This is a genomic window from Acinetobacter guerrae (assembly GCF_009372255.1).
GTDB classification, from domain to species: domain Bacteria; phylum Pseudomonadota; class Gammaproteobacteria; order Pseudomonadales; family Moraxellaceae; genus Acinetobacter; species Acinetobacter guerrae.
Genome location: NZ_LXGN01000045.1, coordinates 12,904 through 32,543, shown reverse-complemented (window position 1 = coordinate 32,543; position 19,640 = coordinate 12,904). Strand labels below are relative to the sequence as shown.

Genomic DNA, 19,640 nt, shown 5'->3' with positions numbered 1-19,640 from the left:
AGAAACAGCCAGTGAATAAAAGTATGGATGTGTAAGGGAGTTTAGAAGAAATATAATTAACGTTCTAACTCAGTTAATTTTTTATGCTTGGGGTTCATTGTCTTTTATAAAGAATGGCTAATTCCACCCAATGCCTGACAGGCAGAGTGATACAGTTGATACTGTTGTTTAACGACTTCATCTAGGGGAACATCAAACAAGGTTTGACCATCTTTGTATTGTTCAATATAGGTAGTGGCTTTTTGTTTACTGACCGCTAAAGACTGTTGATGGAACGTATTAATATTGCTTTGAGGCATATCATGAACTTCAATATTTTTACATTGAAACTGTTCAAGCATTTTTTCAGCTCGTTTAATTTCACTCGAATTTCCCAATGCACAGCCAAATAATAAGATACAACTTGCAATGACAAATAAAGGTTTCATAAAAATATAAAGTGTGAGTAAAAGAGCAAGGCTATTTTATAAGAAATAACGACGAAAGAAGTTGGCAACTTTGAAAAAACTGCTTAATTTTTGGCTAATTAAGCAATTTTAAATTCAATTAAGAAAATATTTAGTTTTTTACCAAACCACCATCGACCATTAAGTTTTGACCTGTGACAGCTCTCGACCACGGCGATAAAAATAGTAAAACTGTATCGGCAAATTCTTGTGGTGTTGTGGTACGTCTTAGTGGCGTTGATGCAGCAATTAAATCAAATACGGCATCAGGTGTCGCTTTGCTTGCATCAGTCGTTTGCAGTAATCCACCTGAGAGCATATTGATATTAATGCCATATTGACCAAGCTCATGTGCACTGGTTCTGGTAAAGGCTAATAAAGCTGCTTTGGCAGTTGTATAATCATGATAAGGAACAACTGGATTTTGCACCAGATTGGTTCCAATATTTACAATTCGACCAAATTGAGCCGCTTTCATATCTTCAAGTCCCGCTTGTAAGGTATTCAACGCAGCTTTTACAGCACCTTCAAACTGCTGTTGCATATTATCCCAATTCAAGTTTTCAATATGCGGACGCGCTTCCCCATTAAATTCGAATTTGATTAATGCATTATTGACTACAGATGTAATTCCACTACCAAAATGTTGTTTGGCGGCTTTAAACATTTGTAAAACTTGATCACTCTGGGTGATATCCGCTTGAAAGATAAAAACCTGTTTTGGAAATTGTTGTTGTAAATGCTCAGCTGTTGTACGGCTGTTTAGGTAATTAACCACAACGCGAGAGCCTTGTTTAAGTAAAGCCTGTGAAATGGCTAAACCTAAGCCACGCGCTCCACCAGTGACCAGCACAATTTGCTCTTGAATTTCCATGTTGAATCACTTTTTTTGATTATATGAAGACGATTCAAGATTAGAAAAAACCAAGTCTGAAATCAAATCTATATTGCATTAAAATTGATGGTAAATTGAACATGTAATTTGAAAGATTATAATTTGCAAGGTATTGGTGCAATTTTTGCATTATAAAAATACCCTTCATATTTCGTTATAAAAGGAATGCAATGAATCAACCACAAGACTTTGAAGCCCAAAGGTCTAAAGCTTTGTGGTATGCCCAGTTGGAGCTAGGATTTAAACAGGATGATCGTCGCACCATTATGAATCATCGTAAGCATTATGGTCCTGTTCGGGTGCAAAAAATGTTGTGGCCTGAGAAAACGGGTGTATGTCATGCCATTATCGTGCATCCACCTGCAGGAATTGCTGGAGGTGATCATTTAACATTTCAAATTTCGACACAACAAACTGCACATGCTGTAGTGACAACACCTGGCGCAGGAAAATGGTATAAAACCAATACTAAGCCAGCTTTTCAGCATATAGATTTAAAAATTAAAGATTCATCAACACTTGAGTGGTTACCACAAGAAACCATGCTATTTGATGGTGCAAATGCACATTCAGAAACCACAATTCATTTAGATCAAAGTGCAAGTTTTATTGGATGGGATATGTTGGTGTTAGGAAGACAGGCGCGTGCCGAAACCTTTCAAAGCGGGGCGTATGCCAATCAATTTAAACTTTACCGTGAACAAAAACTTTTAGTTGCCGATACCTTGCGTTTTAAAGGACAAGATCGGTGGTTATCTTCATGTTTAGGCATGAACGGTTGTGCAGTCATGGGAAGTTTATGGGCAATTGCTCCAGAAAAATTTCGTGCGTCATTTCATTTAGAACAACATATTGAATTGATTCGTGAACTAATCATGCGTATGAATGTACCTGTCACTTTAACGTTATTGGATGATGTCGTATGTGCGCGTTTTTTGGGAGATGATGTCAGAGTATGTCACGATGCTTTTGCTGCGATTCGCGCGCGATTACGCCGTTATTGGTTTGATTTGGACGAAGAATTTCCACGAATCTGGCGAACTTAGATATATGGTGTATTTAATAATGTGTTTTATTCACAACACATATAAAGATAAATTTTACAACGTGTGCATATATTTTGCTTAACCCTAAATAATCAAGATTAGGAAGACCCCATGGAACTTAATCCGACTGAAAAAGACAAGATGCTAATTTTTACTGCGGGTTTAGTGGCGGAACGCCGCAAAGCGCGTGGTTTAAAATTAAATTATCCAGAGGCAATTGCTTTTATTTCAGCAGCTTTGCTTGAGGGTGCACGTGATGGCATGAGTGTGGCAGAGCTGATGCATTATGGTACGACCTTGCTAGGCAAAGATGATGTGATGGAAGGTGTCCCTGAGATGATTGCTGAGGTGCAAGTCGAAGCAACTTTCCCTGATGGTTCTAAACTGGTCACGGTTCATCAACCTATCGTATAACAATAAATAAGGAGAATCTGATGATTCCTGGTGAAGTGATTACCCCAAATAGTGATATTGAACTGAATGTTGGACGAGAAACTTTAAAAATGAGCGTCGCCAATACGGGTGATCGTCCAATTCAGGTGGGTTCACATTTTCATTTTGCTGAGGCCAATGATGCCTTGCAATTTGACCGTGAAAAAAGCAAAGGGTATCGCCTGAATATTGCCGCAGGTACAGCGGTACGTTTTGAGCCGGGGCAAAGCCGTGATGTGGAACTGGTGGCATTGGCAGGGAAACGCGAAGTGTATGGTTTTGCAGGTCGTGTGATGGGTGCATTGGATTAAAAAGATAAAATATTACAGAGAAACTTATTATGAAAATGTCGCGTCGTGCATACGCTGAAATGTTTGGGCCAACGGTAGGGGATCGGGTTCGTTTAGCCGATACCGAGTTGTTTATTGAAGTTGAACAAGATCTCACCACCTATGGTGAAGAAGTTAAGTTTGGGGGCGGTAAAGTCATTCGCGATGGCATGGGTCAATCGCAAATGCTAGCAGATGACGTTGCAGATACAGTCATTACCAATGCCTTGATTGTAGACTGGTGGGGCATTGTCAAAGCCGATGTTGGTCTTAAAAATGGACGCATCTGGAAAATTGGTAAAGCAGGCAATCCAGACATTCAGCCTGATATCACCATTCCACTTGGCGCTGCGACTGAAGTGATTGCAGGTGAAGGGCAGATTCTCACCGCGGGTGGGATTGACACACACATTCACTGGATTTGCCCACAACAAGTTGAAACTGCGCTGATGTCTGGTGTAACAACGATGGTGGGTGGTGGAACTGGCCCAGCAGCAGGTACATCCGCGACCACAGTTACGCCGGGGCCGTGGCACATTGCGACCATGCTACAGGCGATTGATGATTTACCCATGAATATCGGTTTATTGGGCAAGGGCAACTTAAGTTTACCTGATCCGATTCGCGAACAGATAAAAGCGGGTGTGGTTGGGTTAAAACTGCATGAAGACTGGGGATCAACGCCAGCAGCCATTGATAACTGTTTAAGCGTAGCAGATGAGTTCGATGTACAGGTGGCGATTCATACCGATACGTTAAATGAAAGTGGTTTTCTGGAAGAAACACTGGCTGCATTTAAAAATCGTACCATCCATACGTATCATACCGAAGGTGCTGGCGGTGGACATGCACCCGATATTTTAAAAGCGATTGGTCAAGCCAATGTCTTGCCATCTTCAACTAATCCAACTCGCCCTTATACCATCAATACCATTGATGAACACTTGGACATGTTGATGGTCTGTCACCATCTTGATCCTGCTATTGCTGAAGATGTTGCATTTGCAGAAAGTCGTATTCGCCGTGAAACTATTGCTGCGGAAGATATTTTGCAGGATTTAGGCGCGATTGCCATGATGTCGTCAGATTCTCAAGCGATGGGACGTGTTGGTGAAGTGATTATTCGGACTTGGCAAACTGCGCATAAAATGAAAATTCAGCGTGGTGCATTAGAAGGCGATAACGTAAGTCACGATAACAATCGGGTGAAACGCTATATCGCTAAATATACGATTAACCCTGCGATTACGCATGGCTTAAGTCATGAAATTGGCTCAATTGAAGAAGGTAAACTGGCAGATTTAGTCTTGTGGAAACCTGCTTTTTTTGGGGTAAAACCTTCCATGATTATTAAAGGTGGCATGATCGCAGCAGCCCCAATGGGTGATATTAATGCCTCCATTCCAACGCCACAGCCTGTACATTATCGTCCGATGTTTGGTGCGTATCCGCGTGGCGTGCATAACACGTGTATTACTTTTTTATCGCAAACCGCAATTGAAGATGGTGTTTCTGAAAAGTTAAAACTGAAGAAATTGATTAGCCCGTGCAAAAATACTCGTCATATCACCAAAGCGGATATGAAGCATAATACGTATTGCCCCGTGATGGATGTACATCCTGAAACCTATGAGGTACGTGCCGATGGTGAACTATTGACCTGTGAACCTGCGGATGTATTGCCAATGGCACAACGTTATTTCTTGTTTTGATGATTAAAAATAAGTACGAGGAATTGTATGAAAATCTACACCCAGCGTCTTGATGAAATTGCATCAGATCAAGCCTTTGAAACGGTTGAACTTACTTTTGATACACGTCAAAAATCACGTTTCCGTGCCACTTTAAGCAACGGCACTGATATTGGTGCGGATTTGCCACGTACTGGCATTTTACGTAGTGGCTCTTTTATTGCCACCAATGAGGGTGAGGTGTTGCGTGTCGATGCTAAACCCGAAAAACTCATGCAGGTGACTGCAAAAACCGATTTTGAGTTACTCAAAGCAGCGTATCATTTAGGCAATCGTCATGTCCCGCTCATGCTGACTCCGTATGCGCTGTATTTTGAACCTGATCATGTACTGGCAGAAATGGTCGAAGGCTTAGGCTTGCATGTAAAACTGGTCGAACATGCGTTTGAACCTGAAAGTGGTGCATATGCACAACATGCCCATGATCATCGTTTAAGCCCAATCAAGTCTTTACATCATGTCCATTAATGCAGCGCAATTACTCAAACTGTTGACTTTATCCTCAACGGCTTTACCTGTGGGTGCCTATTGTTATTCTCAGGGAGTAGAAACAGCGATTGAAACAGGGCTGATTCAGAATGAAGCAAGCTGTATGGCTTATTTTGAAGAAGTCTTGGAAATGTTGTTGCTCAGATTCGAGCTGCCTGTATTAAAGCGGTTAATGCAATCTTATGCGAATGATGAGCAATTTTTACATTGGGCGCACCTTTACAAAGCCAGCCGTGAAAGTAAAGAGCTACTGGCTGAATCGCAGCAATTGGCATTTTCTTTAAATGCATGGATTAAAGATGTTTTAAAAATGCCAGTAGCCGTGAAAAAGCAATTTGGTTTTGTGCCTGTGTATGCACAGCTTTGTGGAAGACTTGGGCTTAATGAGGCTGACGTGTTGACGGCTTATAGCTTTAGTGTGCTGGAAAATCAGGTTTTGGCAGCCGTTAAAACCGTGCCTTTAGGACAAATGAGCGGACAACGTATTTTGTGGCATTTACACAGTCTGGTGCCACAGGCGGTTGAAAGGGCTTTGGCATTACACGATGATGAAATCAGCAGTGCCTTGCCACAATATGCCATGCTGAGTATGCAGCATGAAACCCAGTATTCAAGATTATTTAGATCGTAACATTGAATTTTCTTTTGTATTTACCAAGAGAAAAGTTCAATAAAATTATAGGAATTGATCATGACAGAACGTAGTCCCTTACGGGTTGGTATTGGTGGTCCAGTGGGATCGGGTAAAACAGCTTTGACCTTAAATCTTTGTCGTGCGTTACGCGACAAATACAACATGGCTGTAGTGACCAATGACATTTATACCAAAGAAGATTCTAACTTTTTAACCCGCAATGAAGCGATGTCACCAGACCGTATTGTCGGTGTCGAAACTGGCGGTTGCCCACATACTGCGATTCGTGAAGATGCTTCAATTAACTTGGCAGCCATTGATGATTTATGCGAAAAATTTGATGGTCTGGAACTGATCATTATTGAAAGTGGTGGCGATAATCTGGCTGCGACGTTTAGTCCAGAACTTTCTGACCTGACTTTATATGTGATTGATGTGGCAGGCGGTGAAAAAATTCCACGTAAAGGTGGGCCGGGCATTACTAAATCAGATTTGCTGATCATTAATAAGACAGATCTTGCCCCGATGGTTGGCGCAAATCTGAACGTGATGGAACAGGATGCTAAACGTATGCGTGGTGAAAAACCATTTTTATTTTCAAATATGAAAACAGAAGATGGCTTAAATCAAATTATCGATTTCATCGAAAAACAAGGGCTATTTAAAGCTTAAGGTGATCAAATGCGCTCATTTAATAAAAAAATAATAGTTGCTGGTTTAAGTTTGTTACCAATGATGGCAATGGCTCATCCTGGTCATGATCAGAGTCATATGGGGTTTTGGGCAGGATTTATTCATCCCTTCACTGGGCTTGATCATTTGGTGATGGCGATTGGTTTCGGCGTCCTGCTTTGGACAGTTGCCAAGCAATGGCGCATTCTAGGAATTATTGGCTTAAGTTTAAGTTTGGTGATTGGCTTTATTTGGGGTGCTCAACAAATTGTTTCTGCAAATGTTGCCGAATATGGAATCATCGCATCATTGGTGGTATTGGCGGCTGCACTATGGAGTAAATCTTATCGTGTTTTACCCATTGCTGCTGTACTGACTGCCAGTTTTCATGGAATGGCGCATGGCGTGGAGCTTGCACCACAAGGTCATGTTGTTGGACTGATTTTGGGGATGATTTGTGGCATGGCGATTTTATATGCGGTTGGGCTTGGTTTGGGCGAGTTCATTCGTCGCTATGTACCTTATGGTCGTAAGATTATGGCGGGTCTCGCTGCAATGATTGCCATTATTGGGTTAAGCTAAAGATTATATTTATTCAGTGCGAAAGGTAGCGTATGCTACCTTTTATCTTTTGTTTTATATAAGAATATGTCTGTTCAAAAAATCATAAGCATAATTTTTTTCATGATAGCGCTGCTCAATATTCCCATGATTTACGCCTATGATTTTTTTGCTGAAAATAATCAAAAGCAAATAACAGATTTTGAATATAATTCTGAAAATAACGATCTTAATCAAACACAAAAACATTTGGCAGAACAACATGATCAAGAAGAAAATAATTACAATGTTCTGAAAAATCCTTTTTTCTCAAATGAGCGTATCAATGTCTATAATTACACCGCCTATAACACAGATATATTAAAAAATAAGGCGCTGAGTGGTGGTTCCGATCATGTCAGTGTAGATGATTTATCTATTTCATTTGGCTATGGCATCACCTATAAGATCAATTCAGATCATAAAATTGGTTACGAATATATTTCCAGTTTTCCTTATGATCGAGGGCAACTCATTCGTATTTTTTCGATCTGGAGTTTTTAAGCGGATAGTTAAGATAATTTACCAGTTTCACATAAGCGATATAGATCATATATAAATCTCTCGTATTTTCTTCAAACTGAATGATGCTATTTCAGGCAGACTTGGCTACATTCTTCGTGAAGAAAGTGTTCAGTATGATGCAAAAAATTCGTTCGATCCTTTTAGTTGTGCTGAGTGTGCTCGGATGTATCTTGAGTTTACCGAGTCAAGCGCAAAGCAATATGCCAATATCTCATCAAATGATTGATCATAGTCAACATTGGAGTTTGCAGCCTCAGCAACAAAATGACGATGATGATGTACGTGAACGCCGTGAGGATGAAATTGTCCGTGATATTCGTCCTGTTCGCATGGATCGACCCCAATAAGTTAAGATCTAAATAACATAAGATCTAAATAACAGTTGAAATGACCAAAAATCCTCCTGAGGCAAATAATAATGAAAGTACAATGTGTTTAAATTGCGTTTCTGAAATTTTGTAAAATAATTGTGCGCCTAAGAGTGCAGGAATGGTGACACTGATCATCAATGCAATAATATACGGCCATTGTTGTGGTTGAACTGTGCCTTGAAATATATAAACAGCAAAAGTAAAAAACTGAATAGCAAAGTTAAAATGTCTTAAGATATAACGTTGTTCAATTTTGCTTAAGCCTTTAAGCATGACCCATGCAGAGGGTAGTGATCCACAAAACCCACCTAAACCTCCTAAAATTCCACCAAAAAAACCGATCATTGCATCCGTTTTTTTACCTAAGTGTTTTAATAATTTCAACTCAGGTGAAAAATACATGATAGGACACCAAATCATGAGGAAAATACCCAAAACCAGTTTAAACGTTTCAGCATTGATCTGATGTAAAAGATAAGTTCCCAGAGGAACTCCGATTAAACCTGCAATAATATAAGGTAGAACAAGAGATACACTGAGCTGATGCGGGCGTTCTTTACTTAGTGCAATGATATGGCTCCATAAAGAAGCAAAAACCACAAGAGGAGCAGCCAGTTGGGGGGGCAATGCCCATACCCAAAAAGACATGGCAACCAATGCAAAGGCAAAACCCGTAAGTCCTTGAACAAAACCTGCAATACATGCACCGACTAGAAATAACGACCATGATTGCATAAGTGTTTTATCTCATTCTAAACACGTGGAGTTTAATTTTTTTGAAACAGCCCTGCACGAACTGTGCCTGCTTTTGTGGATTTGATTAATTGCCAAGAATCGGGAAGCTGTAACTGGTTCAGTTCACGGTTAGCTTCAACATAAATATATGCCTGATCTTTTAATAGAGGATCTATCAAAAGAGAAAGTTCTTGCCAGAGTTCTAATGCATAGGGTGGGTCAAGAAATACTACATCGAATTGCTGATTGAGCTTAGCTAAGACGTCCTGTGCAGTAGCAACTTTTAGCTCACAATGCTTGGCATTTAATAACTCAATATTTTGCTTTAGCATCTTCGCTTGTGTGGTATTCGGTTCAATCATCAGGACTGAACGGGCATGACGTGACAACGCTTCAAAAGCCAATGCCCCTGAACCTGTGCAGACATCAAGCACCACAGCATTTGGAATTTTCCACATCAACCAATTAAATAGGGTTTCTCGTACCCGATCAGGCGTAGGGCGTAAGCCTTCTATATTTGCAAAAGGCAGTACACGACGTTTCCATTCACCGCCAATAATTCTGAGCTGATTTTTCATTATTCAGTTACCTCAGCGGTATCGGCAGCAGGTGTTGGAGTAGGTACTGCTGTAGTTGGTGGTTTTGGCTCAGGTTTTTTCTTATTTAGGTTGGCATTTGGATCTGCTTCCAATATTGCATTACTAGGAAGTTCACCGGGTTTAATGCCTGCGGTCATCAGACCACCACTGATTTGATGATTTGCAGGGCGAATTTGCTCTTTTTTACGATTGACCAGCCAATAATCAAAAACAGGTTTGGCAAGTTGAGCTGCTGACCCGCCGTGACGACCATTTTCCCACACCACTGCAATGGCAATTTCAGGATTCTCAGCAGGTGCAAAGCCAACAAATAAACCATGATCCAGTTGGCGCTGTGTCAGAATGGATTCATTGTAGCGTTTACCCTGTGCAATACTTTTAACCTGTGCTGTTCCTGTTTTACCTGCAATTTGATAAAGCGGTGTGCGAATACCGCGTCCTGTACCTGATTGAACTACATCAATCATGGCATCGCGCATGTTTAGCCAGTCTTGTTCAGTGCCGTTAAAGTTGATTTTTCCATCTGGAGCATTGTGAATTTCATGCTTTTTTGCACCGCGTGTAGCTCGTAATACATGTGGCGTGACATGCGCACCATGATTCGCTGTAATTGCTGTTGCCATTGCTAATTGAAGTGGTGTCGCTGTAAATGCACCCTGACCAATACTGACAGAAATGGTTTCACCTTTTAGCCATTTGCTTTTTCGAGTGCGTAGCTTCCATTCGGGACTTGGATATAAACCTGTACTTTCGCTTGGTAAATCAACCCCAGTTTTTTCACCAAAGCCAAACTGACGCATCCAGTCGTTCATGCGCTCAATACCCATTTGGTAAGACAACACATAAAAATAGGTATCGCAAGACTGAATAATGGCTTTATGCATATTCACCACACCATGACCTGTTTTTTTCCAGTCACGGAATTTGTGTGAGTCACCAGGAAGGTGGAAATAACCTGGATCATTAATTGTGGTTGCCCAATCTACCAGACCATAATGAATACCACCCATTGCTTCCATTGGCTTAATTGTGGAACCCGGAGGGTAAGCACCCTGAACCGCACGGTTATAAAGTGGTTGATCCAGATTGTCACGCAATGCACTATAGTCAGTACCGCTAATACCTGTAACAAATAGATTTGGGTTAAAACTTGGACTTGACACCAGCGCCAGAATTTCACCAGTACGTGGATCTATCGCTACAATTGCACCACGTTTATCTGCTAATTGTTCGGCAGCAACGACTTGTAAGCCATAATCTATAGATAAATATAAATCATTACCACGAGTAGACTCTTTGCGACCTAAATGTCTGAGTACATTACCATGAGCATCTGCTTCGATCGATTCATAACCGGGTGTACCGTGTAATAAATCTTCGTAAGTTTTCTCTACGCCGATTTTTCCAATCAGGTTGGTTCCTGCGTAAATATCACTATTAATCGATTTTAATTCTTTGTCATTAATTCGTCCGACATAACCAATCACATGAGCAAATAAATCTCCATGTGGGTAGTAACGCGTCATTTGCGTTTCAATCCGCACTCCTGGAAATTTGTATTTCACTTCACTGAATTTGGCGATATCAGTTTCAGTCAGATTCAGCTTAATTGAAACCCGTTCAGTTTTACGTGCGGTTTTAATCCGTGATTTAAAACGTTCAACATCGTCCTGACTGAGACTTAAAATAGGTGTTAACTGATCAACTGTGCCATCTATATCGTCAATATCTGCTTTACTTAATGTTGCAGTAAATACTGGATAATTATCTGCAAGTAAAACCCCATTACGATCATAGATATAACCACGAGCAGGAGCGAGCGGTTGCAGACGGATACGGTTTTTATCAGAAGCAGTTGAAAACTCATCATAATGCACTATTTGTAAATAGGCATAACGACTCAAGAGCAATAACAAACAGCAGCAAACCAGTCCAATGGCGAAAAAGATTCGCCCTCGATAAATACGCTTTTCTTGCTGATTATCTTTTAAAGGAAAGTGCTGTTTCATACCTAACTAACTTGACAAAGCAGACCACAAAAATAGCCGACAAGTTTAACCCATTCGTCATTAGAATTTGGGATATTTTTAAATTATTCACGAAATAAATTTAGTCGCTTTTTTTGACCTTGTAGACATTAAAATTGTAATGTGCTGTATATAAGAACGAAAATAATTCTGTTAAAGTCACCAAAACGGATGAGCGGAATCCCCTATATCAGATAAATAGGGAAACATGGAGAAAATAATGAGAAAAATATGTCCCTTAGTCATGCTTCTAGCACTTAGTCAGACAACTTTTGCAGATGAAAGTCGCTTTAAACCTGAAGCAAAATTAACTGAGGGAAGTGCATCGACATGGAATGCAGGTGCAGGGATCACCCAAAAATTAATTCACTTGAATGGTGAATGGGTTAATCCATATGGGATCGCCTATGCTAAAGTGGGTAGTTATCTAAACGATGACCATAACTTTGGTGGTCAGGTCGGGTTTCGTTACCCTTACTATCTCACTGGCGTAAACAAAAATGGGTATTATTTTGGAGTTTATGCAGGATCAATTGAAAGCAAAGTCATTGATGGTGATGATAAAACCCGTTTAGGCGGTGGAGTTGATCTTTCATATGTGTGGCTAGATAAAGAAAGAATTAGTACGTTTAGTGTCGGCATTGGCGCTGGAGAGAAGCTAAAAAATGCCAATGGTGATGTTGTGGCTGATATAGAACCTAAACTACAAGTTTCTTATACTTTGAGTATTGGCCTGTAATGTTTAATCGTAGCTTTAAAAATGTAAAAGCCCATAAAATAGAATGAAATACGAGAGTAATGGATGTTAGAGTTCGTCAGTAATTTGTGGCAAGCCTTTTTAAACCGACCCGATCATCTGGCGGTCTTGAGTATTATTCCAGTAACTGCATTTGTGACATGGGCACACGTGTGGATGGCTTTAAAAATGGTATTTTATCCAATTAACTTTTGGGGATTCCATTTAGGGCCAATACCTGTAGGTTGGCAAGGTATTGTACCGCGTAAAGCTGGACGCATTTCTGGCATTATTACTGATAATACTTTGTCCAAATTAGGTTCATTGCGTGAATTCCTTGAAGCGATGGACCCTGAGGATATGGCGCGGATTATTGGTGAACAAGTCGGCTTTGAACTTGAGCATTTAATTGATGAAGTTATGATTGATCGTAATGCGGTACTTTGGGAAAATTTACCTTATTCGATTAAACGCCGTATTTATGCCCAAGCTCACAAACAATTACCTGCTGTATTAAAAGAATTAGTGACTGAGCTGACCATGAACGTCGAGTCACTTGTGAATATGCGTGAAATGGTAGTTAGCCAGATGGAAGGTGATCGCCGTTTGATGGTGCGCATGTTCCTTAAAGTTGGTCAAAAAGAAATCAATTTTATTTGGCATATTAGTGCGCTCATTGGGATGTTTTTTGGTATTTTTCAAATGTTGGTTTGGTTCTTTGTACCATGGCACTGGACAGTACCTTTCTGGGCAGCAATCTGGGGCTTTTTAACCAACTGGATTGCAATCTGGATGGTATTCAATCCGATAGAACCCCACTATATCCGCTATCCACAGTTCTTTCGCTTAACCACAGACCGTAAGTTTCCTTGGATTGTTCCTGTAATTCCTCGTATAGGAACTTACAATGTTCAAGGTGCGTTCATGAAGCGTCAGGAAGAAGTATCAGATGTATTTGCCAGTGTAGTGACTGAAGATCTGATCACGCTTAAATCCATCATGACTGAAATGATGTATGGCCCTAAGAAGGACAAAACCCGTCGAATTGTCAAGCGTCACATTAATGAAATTATGGAAACCCCATTGGTAAGAACTTCATTACAACTTTCCTTAGGGCCACGTGAATATGCTAAACTTAAGACGGACTTGATTGATCGATCAATTGAAATTACGATGGTGCCTGTATGCGACCCTGCGTTTAATGCGAGCCGTGCACAGAAAATATTTCAAATGTTTAAAGATCGTATTCGTGAGCTAACACCGAAAGAGTTCCAAAATCTGTTGCGTCCTGCTTTTCAGGAAGATGAATGGATTTTGATTGTGTTAGGTGGGGTCACAGGTTTTATTGCAGGTACGATCCACTTATTTGTTGCTTTCTTATAATTTAATTAGATGTTGGTAGGTATGGTCTATACAACCATAGTCAAAGACATCATGAAAATTGTTCTTAATGAGGATTTTTTGTTATGCGCATTATTTTACTCGGACCACCTGGAGCAGGTAAAGGTACTCAGGCTCAGTTGATCTGTAAGCGCTACGATATCCCACAAATTTCAACCGGTGATATGCTCCGTGCTGCAATTCGTGAAGGTACCGAACTCGGCCTTAAAGCTAAAAGCGTAATGGAATCTGGTGGTTTGGTATCAGATGAGTTGATTATTGGCTTAGTAAAAGAGCGTATTGCACAACCTGATTGTGTCAATGGCTGCATTTTTGATGGTTTCCCTCGTACTATTCCACAAGCAGAAGCTCTGGAAAAAGAAGGGATTAGCATTGATCATGTGATTGAAATTGCAGTACCTGATGAAGAAATTATTAAGCGCCTTTCTGGCCGTCGTCAGCACCCTGCATCAGGTCGTGTTTATCATATTGAATACAACCCGCCAAAAGTAGTAGATAAAGATGATGTGACAGGTGAAGACTTGGTACAGCGTCCTGATGATCAGGAAGAAACCATTCGTAAACGTTTAGGGTCTTATCATACTGAAACTGAACAATTGGTAGGTTTTTATCAGGGACGTGCAGCATCTGGTGAAAATGCGCCGACTTATGACAAGCTAGACGGTTTACGTAAAATTGAAGACGTACAAAAAGATTTATTTGCAATTTTAGATCAAACAAAATAACTCTAAAGATTTTGTTTTGAAAGAGCTCTGTTATGATAGGGCTCTTTTTGTTTTATTAGGTCATGATTTTGAAGATCGCTTTAACACTTTTGGTGGTTGTAAGTTTAATTGGACTTGGCTATTTATTTTTTATCAGTCATAAAATGTTGCGTCGTGTACAAAAGCAGGAAGCATTAGAAAAAACCCAAGTAAAATCGTTGCAACACGACAATTTAGACTCATCGCTAAACAAGAAAAAATAAAGATGAAATTCTTTGGTACTACGTTAGCGATGAAGTTGCTGTAGGGGCTAAAGAACCTTTATGTGCGCCAAACTCAAAACGCTCAGGCCAGTTGCAAACATCTGATACCACACATTCACCGCATTTAGGTTTACGGGCAATACAGCAATAACGCCCATGTAAGATTAACCAGTGATGTGCATCTACAATAAACTCTTTAGGAATCACTTTAATCAGTCGGTGTTCTACTTCTAGTACATTTTTTCCAATTGCCAAACCTGTACGATTTCCCACACGAAAGATATGAGTATCGACAGCCATTGTTGGTTGACCAAAAGCAGTATTTAACACGACATTGGCTGTTTTACGACCGACACCAGGTAAGGCTTCTAATTCAGCACGAGTTTGTGGAACTTCGCCCTGATGCTTTTCCAGCAAAATCTGACACGTCTTGATGACATTTTCTGCTTTAGCATTGTACAACCCAATCGTTTTAATATATTGCTTGAGTCCCTCAACACCTAATGCATAAATTTGTGCAGGTGTATTGGCAATCGGGTAGAGTTTATCGGTGGCTTTATTAACGCTCACATCTGTCGCTTGAGCTGAGAGCATTACTGCAATAAGGAGTTCAAATGGTGAAGCGTATTTGAGTTCAGTTTGCGGATGAGGTCGCTGCGCACGTAGACGCTCAAAAAACGTTTGAATCTGTTTTTTGGTCATATTCTTCACTGCCATTTAAAGCTCCTGAATTTCGCCTAAACGTTGCTGTAATTGAGCAAGTTGTTGCTGTTTTGCTGGATCAGAACGAACACTTAACTGCTTTTCTAGCTTTTTAATTTGAGTCCGAAGTTTAGCAAGCTCTATTGTGGTTTTTGCATCCATTGCAATTGTAATTTTAGTCTTATCTTCAAGCCGTTCGATCGCTGGAACTTCTTTAATGGCACTGGAAAACTGGGCAAATAATTCAGTATCAATTTCTGCACGAACGACAGGTCCTTTACGATGCGCACGTCTTAATTCTTCACGTTGAATATGCGCATAGTAACGCTGTCTTAAGTCACTTTGTTCTTGTTGTCTTTGCACAGGTGTTAAAAGTGGCTGAAGGTCTTCAACCAGATCGATACAATCTACAGGGCACGGTGGAATACACAGCTCGCAGCCTGTACACAGGTCAGTCAAAATACTATGCATCAGTTTGCCACTTCCAATGATCGCATCCACTGGACAGGCATTGATACATTTAGTGCAACCAATACATTCATCTTCACGAATAATCGCTTTCATTCGTTGTGGTCGACCATCGACTTGAATTGGCCAGACACTAGCTTCGGCTTGTAAATGAGGGCGCTGTAATAGCGTTGCAAGTGCATCAGCAACAGGCTGTCCACCCGGAACACATTTATTTGCATCTTCGCCGTCTACAATGGACTTTGCATAAGGTAAACATCCGTCACGGTGTCCACATAAACCACATTGGGTTTGGGGCAATAAAGCATCAATTTCACGGATTAGCGTAATAGCAGCATTCATGGATTTTGCAAACTGAAGAAAAGATTAAATAAGAAGCAGTGAGAATATTGATACACAAGTCAATGTGCTATTTTAGCATGAAAAAAGCTTGAAGATATTGATCTATTTTGATCCTATAAACGCATTAAAATAGCGCAAAAACTAAAAAATTGATATAACGAATTGAATAAAACGTTTAAACTAATTATATGAATTAGAAATAAAAATAAAAAATTATAAATAATGATTGAGCTTGTGGGCTAAACATTATTTAATCAATTGCTCTAAAATTTATCATTCATTGAGAAATTTGCACAATATTGAATCACTTTATAATTGAGGACGAAGCGTTGAAAGATAGTAGTAGCCTTAACGACTTCCTACATGCTGTGAAAGCACGAGACCCACACCAACCAGAATTCTTACAAGCTGTTGAAGAAGTTATGATGAGCTTGTGGCCTTTCATCGAGAAGAATCCTGAATACGCAAATTATGCTTTACTAGAACGTCTGGTTGAGCCTGAACGTGCAATTCAGTTTCGTGTAGCATGGGTTGATGATCAAGGTCAAACGCAAGTCAATCGTGCTTTCCGTGTGCAATATAATTCTGCGATTGGCCCTTTTAAAGGCGGGATGCGTTTTCACCCATCTGTCAATCTATCTATTCTCAAGTTTTTAGGTTTTGAACAGACTTTTAAAAATGCCTTGACGACATTACCTATGGGGGGCGGCAAAGGCGGTTCCGATTTTGATCCAAAAGGAAAGTCTGAAGGCGAAATCATGCGGTTTTGTCAGGCATTAATGATTGAGCTTTATCGTCATTTAGGGTCAGATACCGATATTCCTGCTGGTGATATTGGCGTGGGTGGACGTGAAGTCGGCTATATGGCAGGCATGATGAAAAAGCTAAGTAATAATACCTCATCTGTATTTACAGGTAAGGGAGTTTCTTTTGGCGGAAGTTTAATGCGCCCTGAAGCGACAGGATACGGTACAGTTTATTTTGCTGAAGAAATGCTAAAAACACATGGAACCCACTTTCAGGGTAAAACTGTTGCAATTTCAGGCTCGGGAAATGTCGCCCAGTTTGCGGCTGAAAAAGCGATGTTTTTAGGCGCAAAAGTCGTGACATTGTCGGATTCTAACGGTACGGTTTATTTAAAAAATGGCTTTACCGATGAACTCTTGGTCGAAGTAATGGAACTCAAAAATAAAAAACGTGGTCGTATTTCTGAGTTTGCTTCCAAACATGGCTTTGAATATTTTGAAGGAAAAACGCCGTGGCATATTCCAGTCGATATAGCATTGCCATGTGCTACTCAAAATGAATTAAATGCTGAAGATGCAGAAGTTTTAATTCAAAATGGCGTGATTTGTGTGGCAGAAGGCGCAAACATGCCTTCAACACTCGAAGCTGTCGAAAAGTTTATTGATGCCAAAATTTTATATGCACCAGGCAAAGCATCAAATGCGGGTGGTGTTGCAACTTCTGGTCTTGAAATGTCGCAAAATGCAAGTCGTTTAGCTTGGTCACATGCCGAAGTTGATGAGCGTTTACATGCGATTATGAAAGACATTCATGCCAACTGTGTGAAATATGGTACTAAAGAGGATGGTTCTGTGAATTATGTAGATGGCGCCAATATTGCTGGTTTTGTCAAAGTCGCTGATGCCATGCTGGCGCAAGGCGTGTTCTAAGCCCATTATGTTCTAAAAAGAAATAAAAAAACCGATGCATCATTTAATGCATCGGTTTTTTATGCTTATATTCTTAAATTAAGGTTTTTTCACGATTTCCTGTTCAACTGTCATATCATGCACATAGGCATATTTTGATTGATCGGCAGCAGGATTTTTACGTTCATAACGTTTTACACGGATAATCACGCGTTGATCATCGTGATGTTGATAACCTTCGATTTGGTCATAAAACAGTGTCCAGTCTTTATCGACTTGAGTTTTAATTCCTTTGCTATCATATTTAATTTCACGAACCTGTAAGCAAGTTTGTGGTGCTACACCAGTACATTGTTTAGTTTCTGGAGAAATTTCCAGAAAAATAATTTCACCTTGAGACTGATACTTGGTTTCAGGGGTCATTGTCCCTTTAAACTCATACTTTTGACCATTTGATGCCGTAATCGTTAAGCTTGGTTGCTCAATGGAGGATGTATTTAATTCAAATTTATTCTGTTGATCGCTGAACAAGCTGCTTGAAAATTGCTCATTTTTCATAAGAGCTGGTTCACAGGCTTTCATGGTAGAAACCAAAGATGAGGTGATCAATTGATTATTTTCAATTTTCCATGAACCGCCTTGATTATTACAACCTGTAATAATGTTGAGACGATTTTCTGAAAAATTCAATTGGATTGGACGAGGTGCCCCCTCTGGTTGGTAGGCCCAAGTGTAAGCACTCAAAATTTTATTTGCATTCATTTGTTTTTCTGCACTAATTACGGCAGGAGCTGAAGTCTGTTTTACAGATTGGCATGCCACAATTGAAAAGGGTAAAAGAGCAAGGACTAAATATCTTGTTTTCATTTAATGGGACAGTAATGACTTTAACAGACTGTATGTTAATAGATTAATTAATAAATAAAACAAGCACAATGAAGGCTTTCAGTTTCAGATTGTATCTATTTTGCAACAATGACTAAACTTCAGATCGCAATAAATTAATAAAAATTTAAGAAATAAACAAACTTATCGGCTTAGTCAAAACGATAAATATCCATACCTAAAGCACCCATAGAAAAACTACTATGTACAATTGAAAAACGATGACCTGTACCCATTGCAAAAAACAGGGGAGCAAAATGTTCCAAACTTGGGTGATTACGTTCGATATAAGGAATATCTGGCCAGTTGAGTACAGCATCATAGTCCTGATGCGTTAATTTATTTACCACGTAATTACGAAAAGTTGAAGCCCATTCTGGGATATGTTGTGCGTTCCCATCCCATGATAATTCAGCCAAATTATGCGTAATACTGCCTGAACCAATTAAAAGAATCTGGCGTTCACGTAATGAGGCAAGCACTTTGCCAATTTGATAAATTTCATCTGCATTCATATTCATAGGCAATGAAATCTCAACGACAGCAATATCTGCATCTGGATACATATGCAACAAAGGCATCCAGACGCCATGATCACGTGGTCGAGTGCTATTGGCATGTGCAGGAATATGATGTTCAGCTAATAGTCTTAAAATCTCTTCGGCTAGTTCTGGTTGACCTGGGGCAGGATAATGAATTTGATATAACGCTTCGGGGAAGCCACGAAAGTCATGCCATGTCTGTGGACGCGTTGAAGTACTGATTTCCAGTGACTGACTTTCCCAGTGTGCAGACATGATGACAATAGCTTGAGGCTTGGGTAAATTAAAACTCAAACGATGCAAGGCAGGCCCAACTTGTTCAGGATCAAGCGCAAGCATGGGGGAGCCATGAGAAATAAATAGACCCGGAAGTGTTTGTAAATTCATGCTG

Annotated in this window: 24 protein-coding genes; 15 read left to right on the top strand and 9 right to left on the bottom strand. The window is 40.0% G+C overall.

Annotated elements, in window-relative coordinates:
* Positions 1-104 precede the first annotated feature (104 nt).
* Positions 105-428: a hypothetical protein gene (locus A7A69_RS11805; RefSeq protein WP_120368773.1), complete on the bottom strand. Its 324-nt coding sequence runs from the start codon at positions 426-428 to the stop codon at positions 105-107.
* A 130-nt stretch (positions 429-558) separates the two neighbouring features.
* Positions 559-1,320: a 3-oxoacyl-ACP reductase gene (locus A7A69_RS11800; RefSeq protein WP_120368774.1), complete on the bottom strand. Its 762-nt coding sequence runs from the start codon at positions 1,318-1,320 to the stop codon at positions 559-561.
* Between the two features lie 191 nt (positions 1,321-1,511).
* Here A7A69_RS11800 and A7A69_RS11795 point away from each other — a divergent pair, with 191 nt between their 5' ends.
* The 10 genes from A7A69_RS11795 to A7A69_RS11750 all read left to right on the top strand — a co-directional run bounded on the left by A7A69_RS11795 (position 1,512) and on the right by A7A69_RS11750 (position 8,166).
* A complete protein-coding gene (locus A7A69_RS11795; RefSeq protein WP_152877741.1) occupies positions 1,512-2,387 on the top strand; it encodes an urease accessory protein UreD in 876 nt (291 codons plus the stop codon).
* A gap of 111 nt (positions 2,388-2,498) precedes the next feature.
* Positions 2,499-2,801, top strand: a complete 303-nt coding sequence (gene ureA, locus A7A69_RS11790) for an urease subunit gamma (RefSeq protein WP_120368776.1) — start codon at positions 2,499-2,501, stop codon at positions 2,799-2,801.
* Between the two features lie 20 nt (positions 2,802-2,821).
* Complete coding sequence (locus A7A69_RS11785; protein ID WP_120368777.1) at positions 2,822-3,130, top strand: urease subunit beta; 309 nt, start codon at positions 2,822-2,824, stop codon at positions 3,128-3,130.
* Between the two features lie 29 nt (positions 3,131-3,159).
* The gene (gene ureC, locus A7A69_RS11780; protein WP_152877739.1) at positions 3,160-4,860 is read left to right on the top strand and encodes an urease subunit alpha; all 1,701 of its coding nucleotides are present in this window, start codon (positions 3,160-3,162) and stop codon (positions 4,858-4,860) included.
* Positions 4,861-4,887: 27 nt separating this feature from the next.
* Complete coding sequence (gene ureE, locus A7A69_RS11775; protein WP_120368779.1) at positions 4,888-5,367, top strand: urease accessory protein UreE; 480 nt, start codon at positions 4,888-4,890, stop codon at positions 5,365-5,367.
* Positions 5,357-6,019, top strand: a complete 663-nt coding sequence (locus A7A69_RS11770; protein WP_152877737.1) for an urease accessory protein UreF — start codon at positions 5,357-5,359, stop codon at positions 6,017-6,019. Before ureE ends, A7A69_RS11770 begins: the two co-directional genes overlap by 11 nt.
* Positions 6,020-6,079: 60 nt before the next feature.
* Entirely contained in the window at positions 6,080-6,694 is a 615-nt protein-coding gene (gene ureG, locus A7A69_RS11765) for an urease accessory protein UreG (protein WP_151980107.1), read from the top strand.
* A gap of 9 nt (positions 6,695-6,703) precedes the next feature.
* Positions 6,704-7,276, top strand: a complete 573-nt coding sequence (locus A7A69_RS11760) for a HupE/UreJ family protein (RefSeq protein WP_152877735.1) — start codon at positions 6,704-6,706, stop codon at positions 7,274-7,276.
* Positions 7,277-7,342: 66 nt separating this feature from the next.
* Positions 7,343-7,798 carry a hypothetical protein gene (locus A7A69_RS11755; protein WP_120368783.1) on the top strand — a complete coding sequence of 152 codons (456 nt, stop codon included), beginning with the start codon at positions 7,343-7,345 and terminating at the stop codon, positions 7,796-7,798.
* A gap of 134 nt (positions 7,799-7,932) precedes the next feature.
* Entirely contained in the window at positions 7,933-8,166 is a 234-nt protein-coding gene (locus A7A69_RS11750) for a hypothetical protein (protein WP_152877733.1), read from the top strand.
* Positions 8,167-8,190: 24 nt separating this feature from the next.
* On the opposite strand, the gene A7A69_RS11745 is transcribed toward A7A69_RS11750, so the two are convergent.
* The 3 genes from A7A69_RS11745 to mrdA are packed head-to-tail and all read right to left on the bottom strand — an operon-like array spanning position 8,191 to position 11,533.
* Positions 8,191-8,925: a sulfite exporter TauE/SafE family protein gene (locus A7A69_RS11745; protein WP_152877731.1), complete on the bottom strand. Its 735-nt coding sequence runs from the start codon at positions 8,923-8,925 to the stop codon at positions 8,191-8,193.
* Between the two features lie 32 nt (positions 8,926-8,957).
* A complete protein-coding gene (rsmD, locus tag A7A69_RS11740; RefSeq protein ID WP_152877729.1) occupies positions 8,958-9,503 on the bottom strand; it encodes a 16S rRNA (guanine(966)-N(2))-methyltransferase RsmD in 546 nt (181 codons plus the stop codon).
* On the bottom strand, positions 9,503-11,533 hold the full coding sequence (mrdA, locus tag A7A69_RS11735; protein ID WP_120368786.1) for a penicillin-binding protein 2: 2,031 nt from the start codon (positions 11,531-11,533) through the stop codon (positions 9,503-9,505). Before mrdA ends, rsmD begins: the two co-directional genes overlap by 1 nt.
* Positions 11,534-11,771: 238 nt before the next feature.
* On the opposite strand from mrdA, the gene A7A69_RS11730 reads away from it, so the two are divergent.
* The 4 genes from A7A69_RS11730 to A7A69_RS11715 all read left to right on the top strand — a co-directional run bounded on the left by A7A69_RS11730 (position 11,772) and on the right by A7A69_RS11715 (position 14,655).
* Complete coding sequence (locus A7A69_RS11730; RefSeq protein WP_151980112.1) at positions 11,772-12,290, top strand: hypothetical protein; 519 nt, start codon at positions 11,772-11,774, stop codon at positions 12,288-12,290.
* A gap of 63 nt (positions 12,291-12,353) precedes the next feature.
* Positions 12,354-13,670, top strand: coding sequence for a DUF445 domain-containing protein (locus tag A7A69_RS11725; RefSeq protein ID WP_152877726.1), 1,317 nt, complete (start codon positions 12,354-12,356; stop codon positions 13,668-13,670).
* Positions 13,671-13,753: 83 nt separating this feature from the next.
* Positions 13,754-14,413, top strand: coding sequence for an adenylate kinase (gene adk, locus A7A69_RS11720; RefSeq protein WP_152877724.1), 660 nt, complete (start codon positions 13,754-13,756; stop codon positions 14,411-14,413).
* A 68-nt stretch (positions 14,414-14,481) separates the two neighbouring features.
* Entirely contained in the window at positions 14,482-14,655 is a 174-nt protein-coding gene (locus A7A69_RS11715) for a hypothetical protein (RefSeq protein ID WP_421721592.1), read from the top strand.
* A gap of 18 nt (positions 14,656-14,673) precedes the next feature.
* On the opposite strand, the gene nth is transcribed toward A7A69_RS11715, so the two are convergent.
* Both nth and A7A69_RS11705 read right to left on the bottom strand, forming a co-directional pair.
* Positions 14,674-15,372 (bottom strand): endonuclease III, encoded by a 699-nt coding sequence (nth, locus tag A7A69_RS11710; RefSeq protein ID WP_151980113.1) that lies wholly within the window; start codon positions 15,370-15,372, stop codon positions 14,674-14,676.
* Complete coding sequence (locus tag A7A69_RS11705) at positions 15,373-16,167, bottom strand: RnfABCDGE type electron transport complex subunit B (RefSeq protein WP_152877721.1); 795 nt, start codon at positions 16,165-16,167, stop codon at positions 15,373-15,375.
* 287 nt (positions 16,168-16,454) lie between these two features.
* Between A7A69_RS11705 and gdhA the strand changes: the two genes are divergently transcribed.
* Positions 16,455-17,843 (top strand): NADP-specific glutamate dehydrogenase, encoded by a 1,389-nt coding sequence (gene gdhA / locus A7A69_RS11700; protein WP_187349225.1) that lies wholly within the window; start codon positions 16,455-16,457, stop codon positions 17,841-17,843.
* 78 nt (positions 17,844-17,921) lie between these two features.
* On the opposite strand, the gene A7A69_RS11695 is transcribed toward gdhA, so the two are convergent.
* Together A7A69_RS11695 and A7A69_RS11690 are read right to left on the bottom strand one after the other, a co-directional pair.
* Positions 17,922-18,689 carry an META and DUF4377 domain-containing protein gene (locus A7A69_RS11695; protein WP_151980116.1) on the bottom strand — a complete coding sequence of 256 codons (768 nt, stop codon included), beginning with the start codon at positions 18,687-18,689 and terminating at the stop codon, positions 17,922-17,924.
* A gap of 170 nt (positions 18,690-18,859) precedes the next feature.
* Positions 18,860-19,636 (bottom strand): dioxygenase family protein, encoded by a 777-nt coding sequence (locus A7A69_RS11690; RefSeq protein ID WP_120368795.1) that lies wholly within the window; start codon positions 19,634-19,636, stop codon positions 18,860-18,862.
* Between the last annotated feature and the right edge of the window lie 4 nt (positions 19,637-19,640).